The organism is Nocardia sp. CC227C (assembly GCF_030767025.1).
Classification (GTDB): domain Bacteria; phylum Actinomycetota; class Actinomycetes; order Mycobacteriales; family Mycobacteriaceae; genus Nocardia.
In genome coordinates this window covers 89,481-103,859 of the sequence record NZ_JASITE010000007.1, presented here as the reverse complement: position 1 = coordinate 103,859, position 14,379 = coordinate 89,481, and the positions used below count along the sequence as shown (strand labels likewise).

The following is a 14,379-nucleotide window of genomic DNA, read 5'->3' as shown; positions in this document are numbered from 1 at the left end:
ATCGCGACACGCCGATGCGCGGCGACCGTCACGCCGGGCGTGTCCCTTTCGGGCGGGTCAGTCCGCGTCGCCGACACGAATGTGCTGGTCATGCCCTTCCCGGTCGCGGACCTCCTGGTCACGGTCGCCGCGCAGGGCGGACAGCACCGCCCTGGCCGTGGCCACGCCGATGCCCGGGACCTCGGTGATCTCCTCCACCATAGCCTGCTTCAGTTTGGCGACCGACCCGAAGTGGGTCACCAGCGCCGTTTTGCGGGTCGAACCGAGACCCGGCACCGCGTCGAGGGCGGATTCGGTCATCCGGCGCGAACGCTTGCTGCGGTGGAAGGTGATGGCGAAGCGGTGCGCCTCGTCGCGCACCCGTTGCAGCAGGTACAGCGATTCACTGGTGCGCGGCATGATCACCGGGTCGGGCTCGTTCGGCACCCACACCTCCTCGAGGCGCTTGGCCAGGCCGATCACCGCGACGTCGGTGATGCCGAGTTCGTCGAGCACCTCGGCGGCGGCGTTGACCTGGGGCGCGCCGCCGTCGACCACGTACAGGTTGGGCGGGTAGGCGAAGCGCCGCGGCTTCCCGGTCTTCGGGTCGATGCCGGGCAGGCTGGAATCGATTGTCTCGGTGTCGGATTCGAGTTCCGCCGCGACGGCGGCATCCAGATCGCGCCGCAGTTTGGCGAAGCGCCGCCGGGTCACCTCGGCGATGCTGGCCACGTCGTCGGAGCGCCCCTCCCCCGCCGCCTCCTTGATGGCGTAGTGGCGGTACTCCGATTTGCGGGGCAGCCCGTCCTCGAACACCACCAGCGAGGCCACCACGTCGGTGCCCTGCACATGGGAGATGTCCACGCACTCGATGCGCAGCGGGGCGCTGTCCAGATCGAGGGCGTCCTGAATGCCCTGCAACGCCGCCGACCGGGCGGTCAGGTCACCGGCGCGCTTGAGCTTGTGCTGGGCCAGCGCCTCCATGGCATTGCGCTGCACGGTCTCGGCGAGGGCCTTCTTGTCGCCGCGCTGCGGCACCCGCAGCCGCACCGCCGAACCGCGCAGACCCGACAGCCACTGCTGAACCTGTTCGGCGTCCCCGGGCAGGGCCGGAACCAGCACCTCGCGCGGGACCACGGCTCCGGGCTGCTCGTCACCGGACTGGGCGGCCACCGCCGACTGCTCCCCGTAGAACTGGGTGAGGAACTGCTCGACCAAGGCGGGCAGCTCTCCCCCCGCCGCCACACCGCTGTGCCCGGTACGACCCGAGTCGGGGCCCTCCGCGGTTCCCCGAGCTGCCGCCTCCGGACCCGCCCAGCTCAGGTCGAGGGCATCGCCGGATTTGTCCACCACCCAGCCGCGCTGCCCGCGCACCCGACCGTCGCGCACGTGGAAGATCTGCACCGCGACCTCGAGTTCGTCGAGGGCGAAATTGACGACGTCGGCGTCGGTGCCGGTGCCGAGCACCACGGCCTGCTTCTCCAGCGCCCGCCGCAGCGCCTGCACGTCGTCGCGCAGCCGGGCCGCGGTCTCGAAGTCGAGCTCCTCGGCCGCGGCGTGCATACGCTTCTCGAGGTCCTTGACGAGTCTGTCGGTCTTGCCGGAGAGGAAGTCGCAGAAGTCCTCCACGATCCGACGGTGCTCGGCCGCGTTCACCCGGCCGATACACGGCGCGGAGCACTTGTCGATGTAGCCGAGCAGGCAGGGCCGCCCGATCTGGTTGTGCCGCTTGAAGACTCCTGTGGAGCAGGTGCGCACCGGGAACACCCGCAGCAGCAGGTCCAGGGTCTCGCGAATGGCCCAGGCGTGCGCGTACGGCCCGAAATAGCGCACCCCCTTCTTGCGCGCGCCCCGATACACGAAGACCCGCGGGTACTCCTCGTTCAGGCTGACCGCCAGCACCGGATACGACTTGTCGTCCCGGTAGCGCACATTGAAGCGCGGATCGAACTCCTTGATCCAGTTGTATTCCAGCTGAAGGGCTTCCACCTCCGTGGACACCACCGTCCACTCCACGCTGGCGGCGGTGGTGACCATCTGCCGGGTGCGCGGATGCAGCGACGCCACATCGGCGAAGTAGGAGTTGAGCCGACTGCGCAGGCTCTTGGCCTTGCCGACGTAGATGACCCGCTTGTGCACGTCCCGGAACTTGTAGACGCCGGGTTCGACAGGAATGGTGCCCGGGGCGGGCCGGTACGTCGCGGGATCTGCCACGGCACCAAGGTTACTGACCCGGTCCGACAGCACACGACGCCTCGGTCCGAGCCGGGGCGGGCACGACCGCGCCCGGCCTCGTCACCGGCCGGGTCACCGCCCAGACGACCAGCGCGCAGAGCGCGTAGGCCGCACCGAGACCGCAGCAGGCGGCCCAGCCCCGGGTGCCGTACGCCCACGTGGTCGTGATCGCCCCCAGGGCGGATCCGAGCGAGTAGCAGGCCATGTAGCCGCCGATGACGGCGGCGGCCCGATCCGGCCGGGCCGTGGTCAGCAGATGCTGATTGCGCGCGGCCGTGGCCCCGCTGCGGGCCGAGAACGCGGCGGGCGAGCCGGTGAGCGCGGCGACCACCCGGGTGCGCAAGGTGGGTGAACGCGCCGAGCGAACGCGGCACGCCGACTGACGTATCCGCCGTGGCTCCCACTCCGAAGTACCGACCGACGTCAGTATGGGATGCAGTTCGAGAGCACCACCGGTCGATTCGAGGGAGTTTCACCATGATGAACCGTCTTCGCCCGCACCGTCGGACGCTGTCCATCGGCTCCGCGGTCCTGCTCACCGCCGCGGGACTGGCCGCCATGGCCGCACCCGCCTCGGCCGCGGGCGTGGGATGCCGGATCGACCGGCCCAGCATCGACAGCGTCACCTTCACCTGCCCCGACGACGTCTGGTACGTGGGCATCGTTCGCTGTCTCGGCTCCCGAGCCGTCGGCCACGGGCAGCAGGCCCCCACGTTCATCGTCAGCGATTCCGCCCGCCCCTTCGCCCCCATGACCCTGACCTGCAACGGCGAGGCCAAGCGCGGCATCGCGCTCGACGCCTGGACCGACGGCGTCTGACGGGCACGCGCCCAACCCGTCCGCAGCGACGGGTGGCCCGCCGACCTAGCGCACGGCCGCGGCGAGCGCGGGCGAGAGGTCGCCGCGCTCGCCCACCTCGATGGTGTCGAGTTCCAGCCAGTCGGCCATCTCCCGCAGCGTCTTGGCGAGTTCGGCCGCGACGCGCGCGGTGTCGCGGCCGGGTTCGGTGAAGGCGCCCGGGACCAGGAGGCGGCCGGTGGCGCGTTCGGCGCGCAGGTCGACGCGGCCGACGAGTTCGCCGTCGAGGAGGAAGGGGAAGACGTAGTAGCCGTGGACGCGTTTGTGGGCCGGGGTGTAGATCTCGATGCGGTAGTGGAAGTCGAAGAGGCGTTCGGTGCGGGGGCGGAAGAAGATGAGCGGGTCGAAGGGGCACAGCAGGGCCGCGCCGGTGATGCGGCGCGGGGTGCGGGCGGCGTGGTGTAGGTAGGCGGGTTTGTCCCAGCCCGCGACGGTGACCTGTTCGAGTTCGCCCGCGTCGAGCAGATCGGCGATGGCGGGTTCGGTCTGGCGGCGGGTCAGGCGGTAGTAGTCGCGCAGGTCGGTTTCGGTGCCGATGCCGTGCGCGGCGGCGGCCCGACGCACGAGTTCGCGGACCGCGTCGGCCTCGTCGATCCGGCGGGCCAGCACGTCGGCGGGGAGGACGCGTTCGGTGAGGTCGTAGTAGCGCTGGAAGCCGACGCGTCTGTCCACCGACACCTCACCGGAGGCGAACAGCGCCTCGCAGACCACCTTGGTATCGCTGTAGTTCCAGCCCCAATGATCCTTGGCGCGTGGACGATCCAGCTCCAGATGCCGCTCCACCTCACCGGCCGTGCACGCCCCGAATTCCCGCAGGATCCCGAGCACGTCGTCGGCCAGCGTCGGATTGCGCGCGAACACCTGCTGCGCGCCGCCCCAGCGGCCGTTGCGGTACCGCTCCATCCGCCACCGCATGAGCGGCCAGTCCTCGACCGGCAGCAGTGCGGCCTCGTGCGCCCAGTACTCGACCAGCCGCCGCGGCCTGCGGGCGGTGTGCCTCCACGCCGTCTCGTCCAGCAGGTTCCGGTCGTAGCCGCCGATGCGGCTGAAGACCGGGGCGTAGTGGGCGCGCACCGCCGCCGACACCGAATCCAGTTGCAGCAGTCGCGTGTGGTCCAGGGCGCGCAGCACGCTGCGGCGGGTGGGCGCGCCGGTGGGCCGGGCGGCGGCGAAACCCTGAGCGGCGAGGGCGATGCGGCGTGCGGTGGTGACGGTCATGGGCACAGCTCGCCACCTTGCCACGCCCCACCGACATCTTCGCTGCGGCAATCCCTACCCGCGTCGCTGCCACCGGGACCAACCTGGTCCGATACAGTTGTGTATCGAACTTCTACGACCGAGGATTGGGCATGATCGAGAATCCGGATGTGATCGTCGTCGGCGCCGGGCTGGCCGGTCTGGTGGCCACCTACGAACTGGTCCAGGCAGGCCGCCGGGTGCTGGTGCTGGACCAGGAGAACCGAGCCAACCTCGGCGGGCAGGCGTTCTGGTCACTGGGCGGGCTGTTCCTGGTGGACACCCCCGAGCAACGGCGACTCGGGGTCAAGGATTCGCTCGAACTGGCCTGGCAGGACTGGCAGGGCTCGGCCGGATTCGACCGCGAGGACGAGGACCACTGGGCCCGGCAGTGGGCACGCGCCTACGTCGAGTTCGCGGCCACCGAGAAACGCCGGTATCTGCACGGCCTCGGCCTGCGGGTGACGCCCCTGGTGGGCTGGGCCGAGCGGGGCGGCGCGACCGCCGACGGCCACGGCAACTCGGTGCCGCGCTTCCATCTCACCTGGGGCACCGGCCCCGAAGTGGTGCGCGTCTTTCTGGAACCGGTGCTGGCCGCCGAGCGCCAGGGGCAGGTCGGGTTCGCCTTCCGGCACCGGGTGGACGAACTCGTGGTGACCGACGACGCCGTCACCGGTGCGCGCGGCACCCTGCTCGCCCCCAGCGACGCCGAGCGCGGGGTGGCCTCGTCGCGAGAGGTGGTGGGCGAGTTCGAGTTCCACGCCGAGGCGGTGGTCGTCACCTCCGGTGGCATCGGTCACAATCACGAACTGATCCGCCGCAACTGGCCGATCGACCGGCTCGGACCGTGCCCGGAACACATGATCTCCGGCGTCCCGGCGTATGTGGACGGCCGCATGCTGGCCATCACCGAGGCCGCCGGCGGCCGCATCGTGAACCGGGATCGCATGTGGCACTACACCGAAGGCATCCACAACTGGGATCCGGTCTGGCCCGACCACGCCATCCGCATCATCCCCGGCCCCTCCTCGCTGTGGTTCGACGCCACCGGAAAACGGCTGGCCGCACCGTGCTTCCCCGGTTTCGACACCAATGCCACCATGAAGGAGATCCTGGCCAGCGGTTACGACTACTCCTGGTTCGTCCTCACCCAGTCGATCATCGAGAAGGAGTTCGCGCTCTCGGGTTCCGAGCAGAACCCGGATATCACCGGCAAGGATCTGAAGCTCACGCTCAAGAGCCGGGTCGCCAAGGGCGCGCCGGGGCCGGTGGAGGCGTTCAAACGGCACGGGGTGGACTTCGTGGTCGCCGACACACTGGCCGAACTTGTGCAGGGCATGAACAAGATCGCCCGTGGCCCGCGGCTGGATCCGGCCGACCTGGAACGCCAGATCGTCGCCCGCGACCGGGATATCGAGCACAAGTTCAGCAAGGACGCCCAGCTCATGGCGATCGGCAACGCCCGCCGCTACCTCGGCGACAAGCTGGGCCGGGTGGCGGCCCCGCACCGCATCCTCGATCCCGCGCACGGCCCGCTCATCGCGGTGCGGTTGAACATCCTCACCCGAAAGACATTGGGCGGCTTGCAGACCAATCTCGACTCACAGGTCATGCGCCCGGACGGCACTCCGTTCCCGGGCCTGTACGCGGCCGGTGAGGTGGCCGGCTTCGGCGGCGGTGGCGTGCACGGCTACAACGCCCTGGAGGGCACCTTCCTCGGCGGCTGCATCTTCTCCGGCCGGGCCGCCGGACGGGCGCTCGCCCGCACCCTGCCCTGACCCGCTGCGGCCGGTCCACACGGCGGCTGCCACACGGTCGATCAGCGACGGCGCGTTCCGATCTCGGTCGGGCGCGCCGTCCGGCCCAGCCGGGATCGGCTCAGGGTTGGGCGGTGAACCAGGCGTAGACGTCGCGCCGCAGCAGCAGCGCGAGCACGACGCCCGAGGCCATGATGCCCGCGAGGGCGATGAACGGCCCGACCCCCGTGGGCAATTCGGTCGAGAACAGCGTGAACACCCCCAGGAAGGTCTGCAGGCTCGAGACCGCCAGCGCGCCGACCCAGACCCAGCGCGAGCGAATGCCGAACAACACCGCGGTCGCCCCGGTCAGCCAGGCGGCGAAGAAGTGACCGCCGCTGCCGAGCACCGAGGGCACGCCGTCGGGAATGGCGAGCAGGCAGTGCAGAACGGCGAAACCCGCGGTGGCCCAGGCGGCGTAGCGGGCCTCGCGCACCTTCGCGGGCACCTCGGCGCGCAATGCGTCGCCGATCTCGGAACGATCACGGAGCGCGATCCCCAGCGCGCCGGAGACACGATCGAAAAACGCTGCGGGAGTACCCCTGTCCGCATCGGTCGAATCGGCTTCCACCTCATCGACGACAGCCGAATGCGCAGTCACAGCTACTCCTCATCGAGCATCCATCCATTGCGCGCCCCCTGCGAACGCGCAATCCGACGCTAACCAACCGTTTCGACATCCGACAATCGCGGCGGCGAAGTTATGACCATGGACACAGCCCGGCTCCACTGTGTCCCAGCACACAGCACGGCCGCGCACGGTATTCGTGCGCGGCCGCGAAAAACACTGGTCCCGAGCGGTTTTCGCCGGGCCCGCCGTGGTTCGGCGAGATTACTTGTCGTCCAGCGGAATCGGTGGCAACACCGGGTATTCACCGGTGTATCCGGCCCGCTCCTCGGCGATGGCCAGCACCCGCTTGCGGGCGATCAGCCAGCCACCGGCCAGCGCCGGGACGATGATGGCCAGACTGGCGACGGTCCAGGTGCCGACCGGGTAGTCGAAAGCCATCAGCACCAGCACGCCGACCAGGAAGGCCAGTGTGACGATGCCGGTCCAGGGCGCACCGATCATCCGGAACGCGGGGCGTTCGGCGCGGCCCTCCTGCGACCACCGGTACAGCTTCAGCTGGCACAGCACAATGGTGGCCCACGAGGCCAGAATTCCCAGCGACGCCACATTCAGCACGATTTCGAATGCCTGCGACGGCACGGCGTAATTCAGCCAGATGCCGAACAGCGCGATACAACTGGTGAGCAGAATACCGCCGTAGGGAACGCCGCTGCGGGACATGCGCGCGGTGAACGTCGGCGCACTGCCGTTCATGGCCATGGAACGCAGAATGCGTCCGGTCGAATAGAGCCCGGCATTGAGCGAGGAGAGCGCGGCGGTGAGCACCACGAAATTCATGATCGAACCCATGTGCGCCACACCGAGTTTGCCGAAGAAGGTGACGAACGGGCTCTCCCCCGCCTGGTAGTCGGTGTAGGGCAGCAGCAGGGCCAGCAGAATCACCGAACCGCAGTAGAACACCGCGATGCGCATGATGACCGAATTGATGGCGCGCGGCATGATCTTGGCCGGATTCTCGGTCTCACCGGCGGCGATACCCACCATTTCCACGGCGGCGTAGGCGAATACGACGCCGGAGGTGACGGTGATGAGCGGCAGCACGCCGGTCGGGAACCAGCCGCCCGCGGCCTCGACCATGCCGAATCCGGTGGGCCGGCCGTCGACCTCGAAACGGCCCGCGAAGAAGATGGTGCCGACCACCAGGAAGGTGACCAGGGCGGCCACCTTGATCATGGCGGCCCAGAACTCCATCTCGCCGAACCACTTCACCGATGCCAGATTGATGCCGAGCACGATGAGCAGCGCGCCCAGCGCCAGCACCCATTGCGCGACGGGCTGGAACGGTCCCCAGTAGTGCAGATAGGTCGCGATCGCGGTGGTGTCGACGATGCCGGTCATGGACCAGTTCAGGAAGTACATCCACCCGGCGACGAAAGCCGCCTTCTCACCGAAGAATTCCCGCGCGTAGGAGACGAACGAACCCGACGACGGTCGGTGCAGCACCAACTCGCCGAGCGCCCGCAGAATGAAGAAGACGAAGATGCCGCAGACCAGGTAGACCAGGAACAGCGACGGTCCGGCGCTGTGCAGGCGGCCGCCCGCGCCGAGGAACAGGCCGGTACCGATGGCGCCGCCGATGGCGATCATCTGCAGCTGCCGCGGCTTGAGGCTCTTGTGATAGCCGGAGTCCTCGGCCGTGAGGTTGGTGGCCTGTGTCCGGATCTCGGTCATACGCCGGTTAACCCTCCGCAATCGTGTAGTGAGGCGTTGTGACGATACCTTGCCATTTACCCAGAAACACATCAGCGCCCCGACCGGGGCAAATGACACTTCCGAGCGACATTTCGAGCATTCGCCACCTACCTGTCTTACAGGTTGCTTCCAGGACGCTCAACTTTGCCCTCCCCGGGCGGCGCACGCTTATTCGCCATCCGCCCCGAAAGCACCGCCCGGCACGCGGACCGGCGTTAGAGTCCGATCATGAGGCGCACGCGGAACTGGAGCGGCGCTGCCGCCGCCCTGTTACTCCTGCTCGGATTGGTCACGGCCTGCACCACCGGCCCGGGGAACGAAGCCGGTGACACCTGTGTGGACCGGCCCAACGGCACCCCGCTGACGGCCCGCACCGCGCCGGGCGCGACCACAACGAATCTGAGCACCAATCCCGAGATCGCCTCCGGCTACCGCACCGGGATGACGCCGGTGCGCACGGCCACCTACTCCGTGTCCACCGCCAATCCGCTCGCCACCGACGCGGCCTGCCGGGTACTGCGCGACGGCGGCACCGCGGCCGACGCCCTCATCGCGGCGCAGGCCGTGCTGGGGTTGGTGGAACCGCAGGCGTCGGGGATCGGCGGTGGCGCGTTCCTGCTCTACTACGACGCCGCCACCGGGGCCGTGGACGCCTACGACGGCCGCGAGACCGCGCCCGCGGCGGCCACCGAGAACTATCTGCGCTGGATCAGCGATACCGACCGCACCGAACCGCAGCCGACCACCCGCGCCAGCGGGCGTTCCATCGGCACCCCGGGCGTGCTGCGCATGCTGGAGCTGGCCCACCGCGAACACGGCAAGCAGTCGTGGCGGGAACTGTTCGATCCCGCCATCGGCCTGGCCGATCAGGGCTTCGAGATCAGCCCCCGGTTGGCGGGGCAGATCGCGGAATCGGCCACCGACCTGGCCCGCGACGAGAATGCCCGCGCGTACTTCCTGCAGCCCGACGGCAGCCCCAAGCCCGCCGGCACCAACCTCACCAATCCCGCGATGTCCAAGACGCTCAACGCGATTGCCGCCGACGGCGCGGAGGCGTTCTACACCGGCGCCATCGCCGCCGATATCGTGGACGCGGTGGCCTCGACCGACGGCGGCCGGACGCCGGGGCTGCTGTCGCTGGCGGACCTGGCCGGATACCAGCCGAAGAAGCGCACCGTGCTGTGCACTCCCTACCGTGCGCACATCGTGTGCGGCTTCCCGAATCCGTCCTCCGGCGGCATCACCGTGGCCGCCACCCTGGGCATCCTGTCGAATTTCGACCTGCCCGCCCTGAAGCCCGACCAGCTCGACGGCGGAGATGCCGCGCTCGACGGCGGCAAGCCGAAAGCCGAAGCGGTGCACCTGGTTTCCGAGGCCGAACGGCTCGCCTACGCCGACCGCGACAAGTACATCGCGGACTCGGATTTCGTGCCGCTGCCCGGCAACACTCCGCAGACCCTGGTGAACCCGGACTATCTGCGCCAGCGCGCCGGACTCATCGATCCGGGCCGCAGCATGGGCACCGCGCAGCCCGGCGACTTCGGCCCGGTCCCGCTCGGCACCGGCCCGCAGCCGCCCGAGCACGGCACCAGCCAGATCTCCGTCATCGACAGCTACGGCAATGCCGCGTCCATGACCACCACGGTCGAATCCGCCTTCGGCTCTTTCCATCTCGTCGACGGCTTCATCCTCAACAACCAGCTCACCGACTTCGCCGCCGACCCGCTCGGCAAGGACGGCCTGCCGCTGGCCAACAGCATCGACGCCGGCAAGCGCCCCCGCAGCTCCATGGCCCCGACCCTGGTCTTCGACCGCGCCCCCGACGGCGACCGCGGTCGGCTCACCCACGTCACCGGCTCCCCCGGCGGTGCCCTCATCATCCAGTTCGTGGTGAAATCCCTGGTGGCCATGCTGGATTGGGGCCTGGACCCGCAGCAGGCAGTCTCGGCGGTCGATTTCGGCGCGGCCAACACACCGACCACCAATGTCGGCGGTGAGCATCCCGCCGTCGACTCCGCCGCCGACGGTGACAACGATCCACTCGTCCAACGCCTGCGCGAACTCGGCCACACCGTCTCGGTGGCGCCGCAGACCAGCGGCCTGTCCGTGCTGACCCGCGACGGCGACGGCTGGATCGGCGGTGCCGACCCCCGCCGCGAGGGCGCGGTCATGGGCGACAACCGCTGACCCGGGCGAACGCCCACTGCGGGACCCGCACGTTGTCACCGAATCCGGACCGGCGGAAAGCTCCCTCGCCGCTGCGCCGGAACCAGGTGACCCGGAAGATGTTCGGTAGCCGCGCCCTATCACGCTGTGCCAGGGACAGCCGGGGCGCGAGTAGTCGCCCACGCGGCAGCCGAGGCACGGCAGCATGGCCATGGGGTCGCGACGCACCACGCCGATGGCGGCGGTGGCCGCCGCGTAGGGTCAGTCGGGCGATGCGGTCGAGTACTTCGCGCCCAGTTCCCGGAAGCGATCCATGGCGGCGACCGCGCGCTCGCCGTCATTGGTGCGGATGGCGAGGATCGGCACGTAGTCGTCGTCGACCAGCTCCAGACGCGGCCACGCCTTCTTGTCCGGGAACGACACCCCACGAATATCCTGCCACCGGAATTCGCTGTCGCCCACGATATTGCGCACCACCACACCGCGCGGGCCGACGCGCAGCCGGGGCCGGGTCAACAGCAGCACGCCGCCCCCGAGCAGCAGCCCGATGGCCACGACCGCCACCTGGTCCACCACCCGGAAGTTGACGCCGGTGGAGCCGTCGCGCAGGAAGATGCCCGCCACGCCGAACACGACGACCAGGACCGCCGCCACGATCCGCGCGTTGCGCGTCGACCGGCGGGGCCGCACCTCGAGATCCCACCCGGAGGCGGCGGCAGCGGGGGCGATGTCGGATGTCGCGGGCACGGGTGCCGACTCCTCGGAGCTCGTCTCGGATCGCGGTGAGGCGGAGCCGGATGCGGGTGGCACAGCACCGGACTCCGCCGACACGGCGTCGGGTTCAGGCGACGCGACGTCAGATTCGGGCGACGCGGCAGCGGGTTCAGACGACGCGGCAGCGGGTTCAGGCGACGCGGCAGCGGGTTCAGACGACGCGGCAGCGGGTTCAGGCGACGCGGCAGCGGGTTCAGACGACGCGGCAGCGGGTTCAGACGACGCGGCAGCGGGTTCAGGCGACGCGGCAGCGGGTTCGGGTGGCGCGGTCTCAGGCCCTGGCGACGCTGCGTCGGAGGCGGAACCACCGGTCGCCGCCCCGGTCTCGCGTCGCGATCCGGCCGCCGATTCGCCTGTCGCGGAACGATCCTCGCGCTCGGGTCGGCGCGGCGGCTCCTCGCCGCCCCGCCGCCAGATCCGTACGACAGGCATGGGACTAGACGGTTTGGCGCAGGGCGCGCAGGGTGAGCGCGGCGTCGAGGGCAGCGGCGGCGGCCTGTTCGCCCTTGTTCTCGCTGGCCCCGGGCAGCCCCGCCCGGTCGAGGGCCTGCTGCTCGGTGTTCACCGTGAGCACGCCATTGGTGACCGGGGTGCTCTCGTCCAGCGACACCCGGGTCAGCCCAGCGGTCACCGCATCGCACACGTACTCGAAATGCGGTGTCTCCCCGCGGATCACGACGCCGAGCGCGACCACCGCGTCATGCGAGCGGGCCAGCGCCTGCGCCACCACCGGCAGTTCCATCGCGCCCGCGCAGCGCACCACGGTGATCTCGGCGGTCCCGGCCTCGCGCGCGGTCCGCTCCGCGTTGGCGACCAGGGCGTCGCAGATCTCGGTGTGCCAGCGCGACGCGACGATGGCCAGCTTCAGGTCCTTGGCGTCCGAGAGTTCGAACGTCGGAACCCCGCCTCCACTCAACGGTTCTCCACCTCTTCTTGTCGGGTCGCTTCTGTTCGAAGTCGCTGTGTCGAAAGGTCGTGCCTACTGCGCGGTTTCGCCGAGGTCCAGATCGTCCAGGCCGATCAGGTCGTGGCCCATGCGGTCCCGCTTGGTGCGCAGGTAGCGCAGATTGTGCTGATTCGCGCGCACCGGCATGGCCACCCGCTCGGTGATGGACAGACCGTACCCCTCCAGTCCGGCGCGCTTGGTCGGATTGTTCGTCAACAGCCGCATGGAACTGATGCCGAGGTCGGCGAGGATCTGCGCGCCGGTGCCGTAGTCGCGGGCGTCGGCGGGTAGGCCCTGGTCCAGGTTGGCGTCGACGGTGTCGAGCTGCTTCTCGTCCTGGATCTGGTACGCCTGCAGCTTGTGCATGAGGCCGATGCCGCGGCCCTCGTGTCCGCGCATGTACAGCACCACGCCGCGGCCCTCCTCCGCCACGATGCCGAGCGCGGCATGCAGCTGCGGACCGCAGTCGCAGCGCAGCGAGCCGAACACGTCCCCGGTGAGGCATTCGGAGTGCACGCGCACCAGCACGTCCTCGCCGAGCCCGTTCGCGCCCGGGATATCGCCCATGACCAGCGCGACGTGTTCGGTGTTGTCGTATTCGCTCTTGTAGCCGATGGCGCGGAAGTCGCCGAACTCGGTGGGGATGCGGGCCTCGGCCACGCGCTCCACATGCTTCTCGTGGCGACGCCGCCAGGCGATCATGTCGGCGATGGAGATGAGCGCCAGGTCGTGCTCGTCGGCGAAGACGCGCAGTTCCTCGGTGCGCGCCATATCGCCCTCGTTCTTCTGCGAGACGATCTCGCAGATGACACCGGCGGGGCTCAGCCCGGCCATGCGCGCCAGGTCCACGGCGGCCTCGGTGTGGCCGGGGCGGCGCAGCACGCCACCGTCCTTGGCGCGCAGCGGGACCACGTGCCCGGGGCGGGTGAGGTCCTCGGCCTTGGCGTGCGGATCGGCCAGCACCCGCATGGTGGTGGCGCGGTCGGCGGCGGAGATGCCGGTGCTGATGCCCTCGCGCGCGTCCACCGACACGGTGTAGGCGGTGCCGTGCTTGTCCTGGTTGACGGCGTACATGGGTGGCAGGCCCAGGCGGTCGCAGTCCTCGCCGATGAGGGGCACGCAGATGTAACCGGAGGTGTAGCGGATCATGAAGGCCACGAGTTCGGGGGTGGCCTTCTCCGCGGCGAAGATGAGGTCGCCCTCGTTCTCCCGGCCCTCGTCGTCGACGACGACGACCGCCTTACCGGCGGCGATATCGGCGACTGCGCGCTCGATGGTGTCGAACCTGGTCACGTCTGCTGTGCTCCATCTCGAATTAGGTGCCTCATTACAGTAAGGCAGCGGCTGTGTCCGATTTGCGCCGCCTCTCGATCAGCGGCACGCCGCGCTCAGCCGCGCGCGACCAGACGTTCGACGTACTTGGCGATGATGTCGACCTCGAGGTTCACCGTGGTGCCGACGGGAGCGGCGCCGAGGGTGGTGAGTTCGCGGGTGGTCGGAATGAGCGAGACTTCGAACCAGTCGGTATTTCCGTCGGCGGCGGGGGCATCGGCGACACCGAGCGCGGAAACGGTCAGCGAGATGCCGTCCACGGTGATGGAGCCCTTCTCCACCACATAGCGAGCCAGACTGTCGGGCAGCGAGATTCGCACCACCTCCCAGTTCTCCTGAGGGTCGCGGGAGACGACGGTGCCGGTGCCGTCCACATGGCCCTGCACGATATGCCCGCCCAGGCGGCTGTCGACCGCGGCGGCCCGCTCCAGGTTCACCCGCGAGCCGACCGTCAGCCCGCCGATACTGGAACGGTTCAGCGTCTCCCCCATGACGTCCACGGTGAAGGTGTCGCCCTCCACGACCTTGTCGACGACCGTGAGGCAGACACCGTTGACCGCGATCGAATCGCCGTGTCCGGCATCGGAGGTCACCACCGGGCCGCGCACCGTGATCCGGGACGCGTCGCCGCGCTCCTCGACGGCCACGATCTCGCCGAGCTCCTCGACGATGCCTGTGAACATGCCCTTCACTCTCCTCCTGGCCCGATGCCCGCGTGCCGGGTCATCCGCTTG

Annotated in this window: 13 protein-coding genes; 3 read left to right on the top strand and 10 right to left on the bottom strand. The window is 69.6% G+C overall.

Annotated elements, in window-relative coordinates; all coding sequences use genetic code 11:
- Nucleotides 1–57: 57 nt before the first annotated feature.
- Both uvrC and QMO76_RS15940 read right to left on the bottom strand, forming a co-directional pair.
- Complete coding sequence (gene uvrC / locus QMO76_RS15945) at nucleotides 58–2,193, bottom strand: excinuclease ABC subunit UvrC (RefSeq protein ID WP_306362077.1); 2,136 nt, start codon at nucleotides 2,191–2,193, stop codon at nucleotides 58–60.
- A gap of 10 nt (nucleotides 2,194–2,203) precedes the next feature.
- Nucleotides 2,204–2,557: a hypothetical protein gene (locus tag QMO76_RS15940; RefSeq protein WP_306362076.1), complete on the bottom strand. Its 354-nt coding sequence runs from the start codon at nucleotides 2,555–2,557 to the stop codon at nucleotides 2,204–2,206.
- Nucleotides 2,558–2,691: 134 nt separating this feature from the next.
- On the opposite strand from QMO76_RS15940, the gene QMO76_RS15935 reads away from it, so the two are divergent.
- Nucleotides 2,692–3,033 carry a hypothetical protein gene (locus QMO76_RS15935; RefSeq protein WP_306362075.1) on the top strand — a complete coding sequence of 114 codons (342 nt, stop codon included), beginning with the start codon at nucleotides 2,692–2,694 and terminating at the stop codon, nucleotides 3,031–3,033.
- Between the two features lie 45 nt (nucleotides 3,034–3,078).
- Here QMO76_RS15935 and QMO76_RS15930 read toward each other — a convergent pair whose 3' ends face one another.
- Nucleotides 3,079–4,290 (bottom strand): winged helix-turn-helix domain-containing protein, encoded by a 1,212-nt coding sequence (locus QMO76_RS15930; protein WP_306362365.1) that lies wholly within the window; start codon nucleotides 4,288–4,290, stop codon nucleotides 3,079–3,081.
- Nucleotides 4,291–4,421: 131 nt separating this feature from the next.
- On the opposite strand from QMO76_RS15930, the gene QMO76_RS15925 reads away from it, so the two are divergent.
- A complete protein-coding gene (locus QMO76_RS15925) occupies nucleotides 4,422–6,086 on the top strand; it encodes an FAD-binding dehydrogenase (protein WP_306362074.1) in 1,665 nt (554 codons plus the stop codon).
- Nucleotides 6,087–6,186: 100 nt separating this feature from the next.
- Here QMO76_RS15925 and QMO76_RS15920 read toward each other — a convergent pair whose 3' ends face one another.
- Together QMO76_RS15920 and QMO76_RS15915 are read right to left on the bottom strand one after the other, a co-directional pair.
- Nucleotides 6,187–6,705 carry a hypothetical protein gene (locus QMO76_RS15920; protein ID WP_306362073.1) on the bottom strand — a complete coding sequence of 173 codons (519 nt, stop codon included), beginning with the start codon at nucleotides 6,703–6,705 and terminating at the stop codon, nucleotides 6,187–6,189.
- 231 nt (nucleotides 6,706–6,936) lie between these two features.
- Nucleotides 6,937–8,406, bottom strand: a complete 1,470-nt coding sequence (locus tag QMO76_RS15915; protein WP_306362072.1) for an amino acid permease — start codon at nucleotides 8,404–8,406, stop codon at nucleotides 6,937–6,939.
- A gap of 249 nt (nucleotides 8,407–8,655) precedes the next feature.
- On the opposite strand from QMO76_RS15915, the gene QMO76_RS15910 reads away from it, so the two are divergent.
- Nucleotides 8,656–10,614 (top strand): gamma-glutamyltransferase family protein, encoded by a 1,959-nt coding sequence (locus QMO76_RS15910; RefSeq protein ID WP_306362071.1) that lies wholly within the window; start codon nucleotides 8,656–8,658, stop codon nucleotides 10,612–10,614.
- On the opposite strand, the gene QMO76_RS15905 is transcribed toward QMO76_RS15910, so the two are convergent.
- The 5 genes from QMO76_RS15905 to QMO76_RS15885 all read right to left on the bottom strand — a co-directional run bounded on the left by QMO76_RS15905 (nucleotide 10,595) and on the right by QMO76_RS15885 (nucleotide 14,328).
- Nucleotides 10,595–10,792: a phosphoenolpyruvate carboxykinase domain-containing protein gene (locus QMO76_RS15905; protein WP_306362070.1), complete on the bottom strand. Its 198-nt coding sequence runs from the start codon at nucleotides 10,790–10,792 to the stop codon at nucleotides 10,595–10,597. The genes QMO76_RS15910 and QMO76_RS15905 overlap by 20 nt on opposite strands.
- Before the next feature lie 62 nt (nucleotides 10,793–10,854).
- Entirely contained in the window at nucleotides 10,855–11,340 is a 486-nt protein-coding gene (locus QMO76_RS15900; RefSeq protein WP_306362069.1) for a PH domain-containing protein, read from the bottom strand.
- 463 nt (nucleotides 11,341–11,803) lie between these two features.
- A complete protein-coding gene (ribH, locus tag QMO76_RS15895; RefSeq protein ID WP_143981492.1) occupies nucleotides 11,804–12,283 on the bottom strand; it encodes a 6,7-dimethyl-8-ribityllumazine synthase in 480 nt (159 codons plus the stop codon).
- 63 nt (nucleotides 12,284–12,346) lie between these two features.
- Nucleotides 12,347–13,606, bottom strand: coding sequence for a bifunctional 3,4-dihydroxy-2-butanone-4-phosphate synthase/GTP cyclohydrolase II (locus QMO76_RS15890; RefSeq protein ID WP_306362068.1), 1,260 nt, complete (start codon nucleotides 13,604–13,606; stop codon nucleotides 12,347–12,349).
- A gap of 95 nt (nucleotides 13,607–13,701) precedes the next feature.
- A complete protein-coding gene (locus QMO76_RS15885) occupies nucleotides 13,702–14,328 on the bottom strand; it encodes a riboflavin synthase (protein WP_306362067.1) in 627 nt (208 codons plus the stop codon).
- Nucleotides 14,329–14,379 lie beyond the last annotated feature (51 nt).

Excerpts from the sequence above, each read along its gene's own strand:
- QMO76_RS15885 (WP_306362067.1), bottom strand. The coding sequence starts at position 14,328 with ATGTTCACAGGCATCGTCGAGGAGCTCGGCGAGATCGTGGCCGTCGAG.
- QMO76_RS15915 (WP_306362072.1), bottom strand. The coding sequence starts at position 8,406 with ATGACCGAGATCCGGACACAGGCCACCAACCTCACGGCCGAGGACTCC.
- QMO76_RS15910 (WP_306362071.1), top strand. The coding sequence starts at position 8,656 with ATGAGGCGCACGCGGAACTGGAGCGGCGCTGCCGCCGCCCTGTTACTC.
- QMO76_RS15930 (WP_306362365.1), bottom strand. The coding sequence starts at position 4,290 with ATGACCGTCACCACCGCACGCCGCATCGCCCTCGCCGCTCAGGGTTTC.
- QMO76_RS15925 (WP_306362074.1), top strand. The coding sequence starts at position 4,422 with ATGATCGAGAATCCGGATGTGATCGTCGTCGGCGCCGGGCTGGCCGGT.
- QMO76_RS15935 (WP_306362075.1), top strand. The coding sequence starts at position 2,692 with ATGATGAACCGTCTTCGCCCGCACCGTCGGACGCTGTCCATCGGCTCC.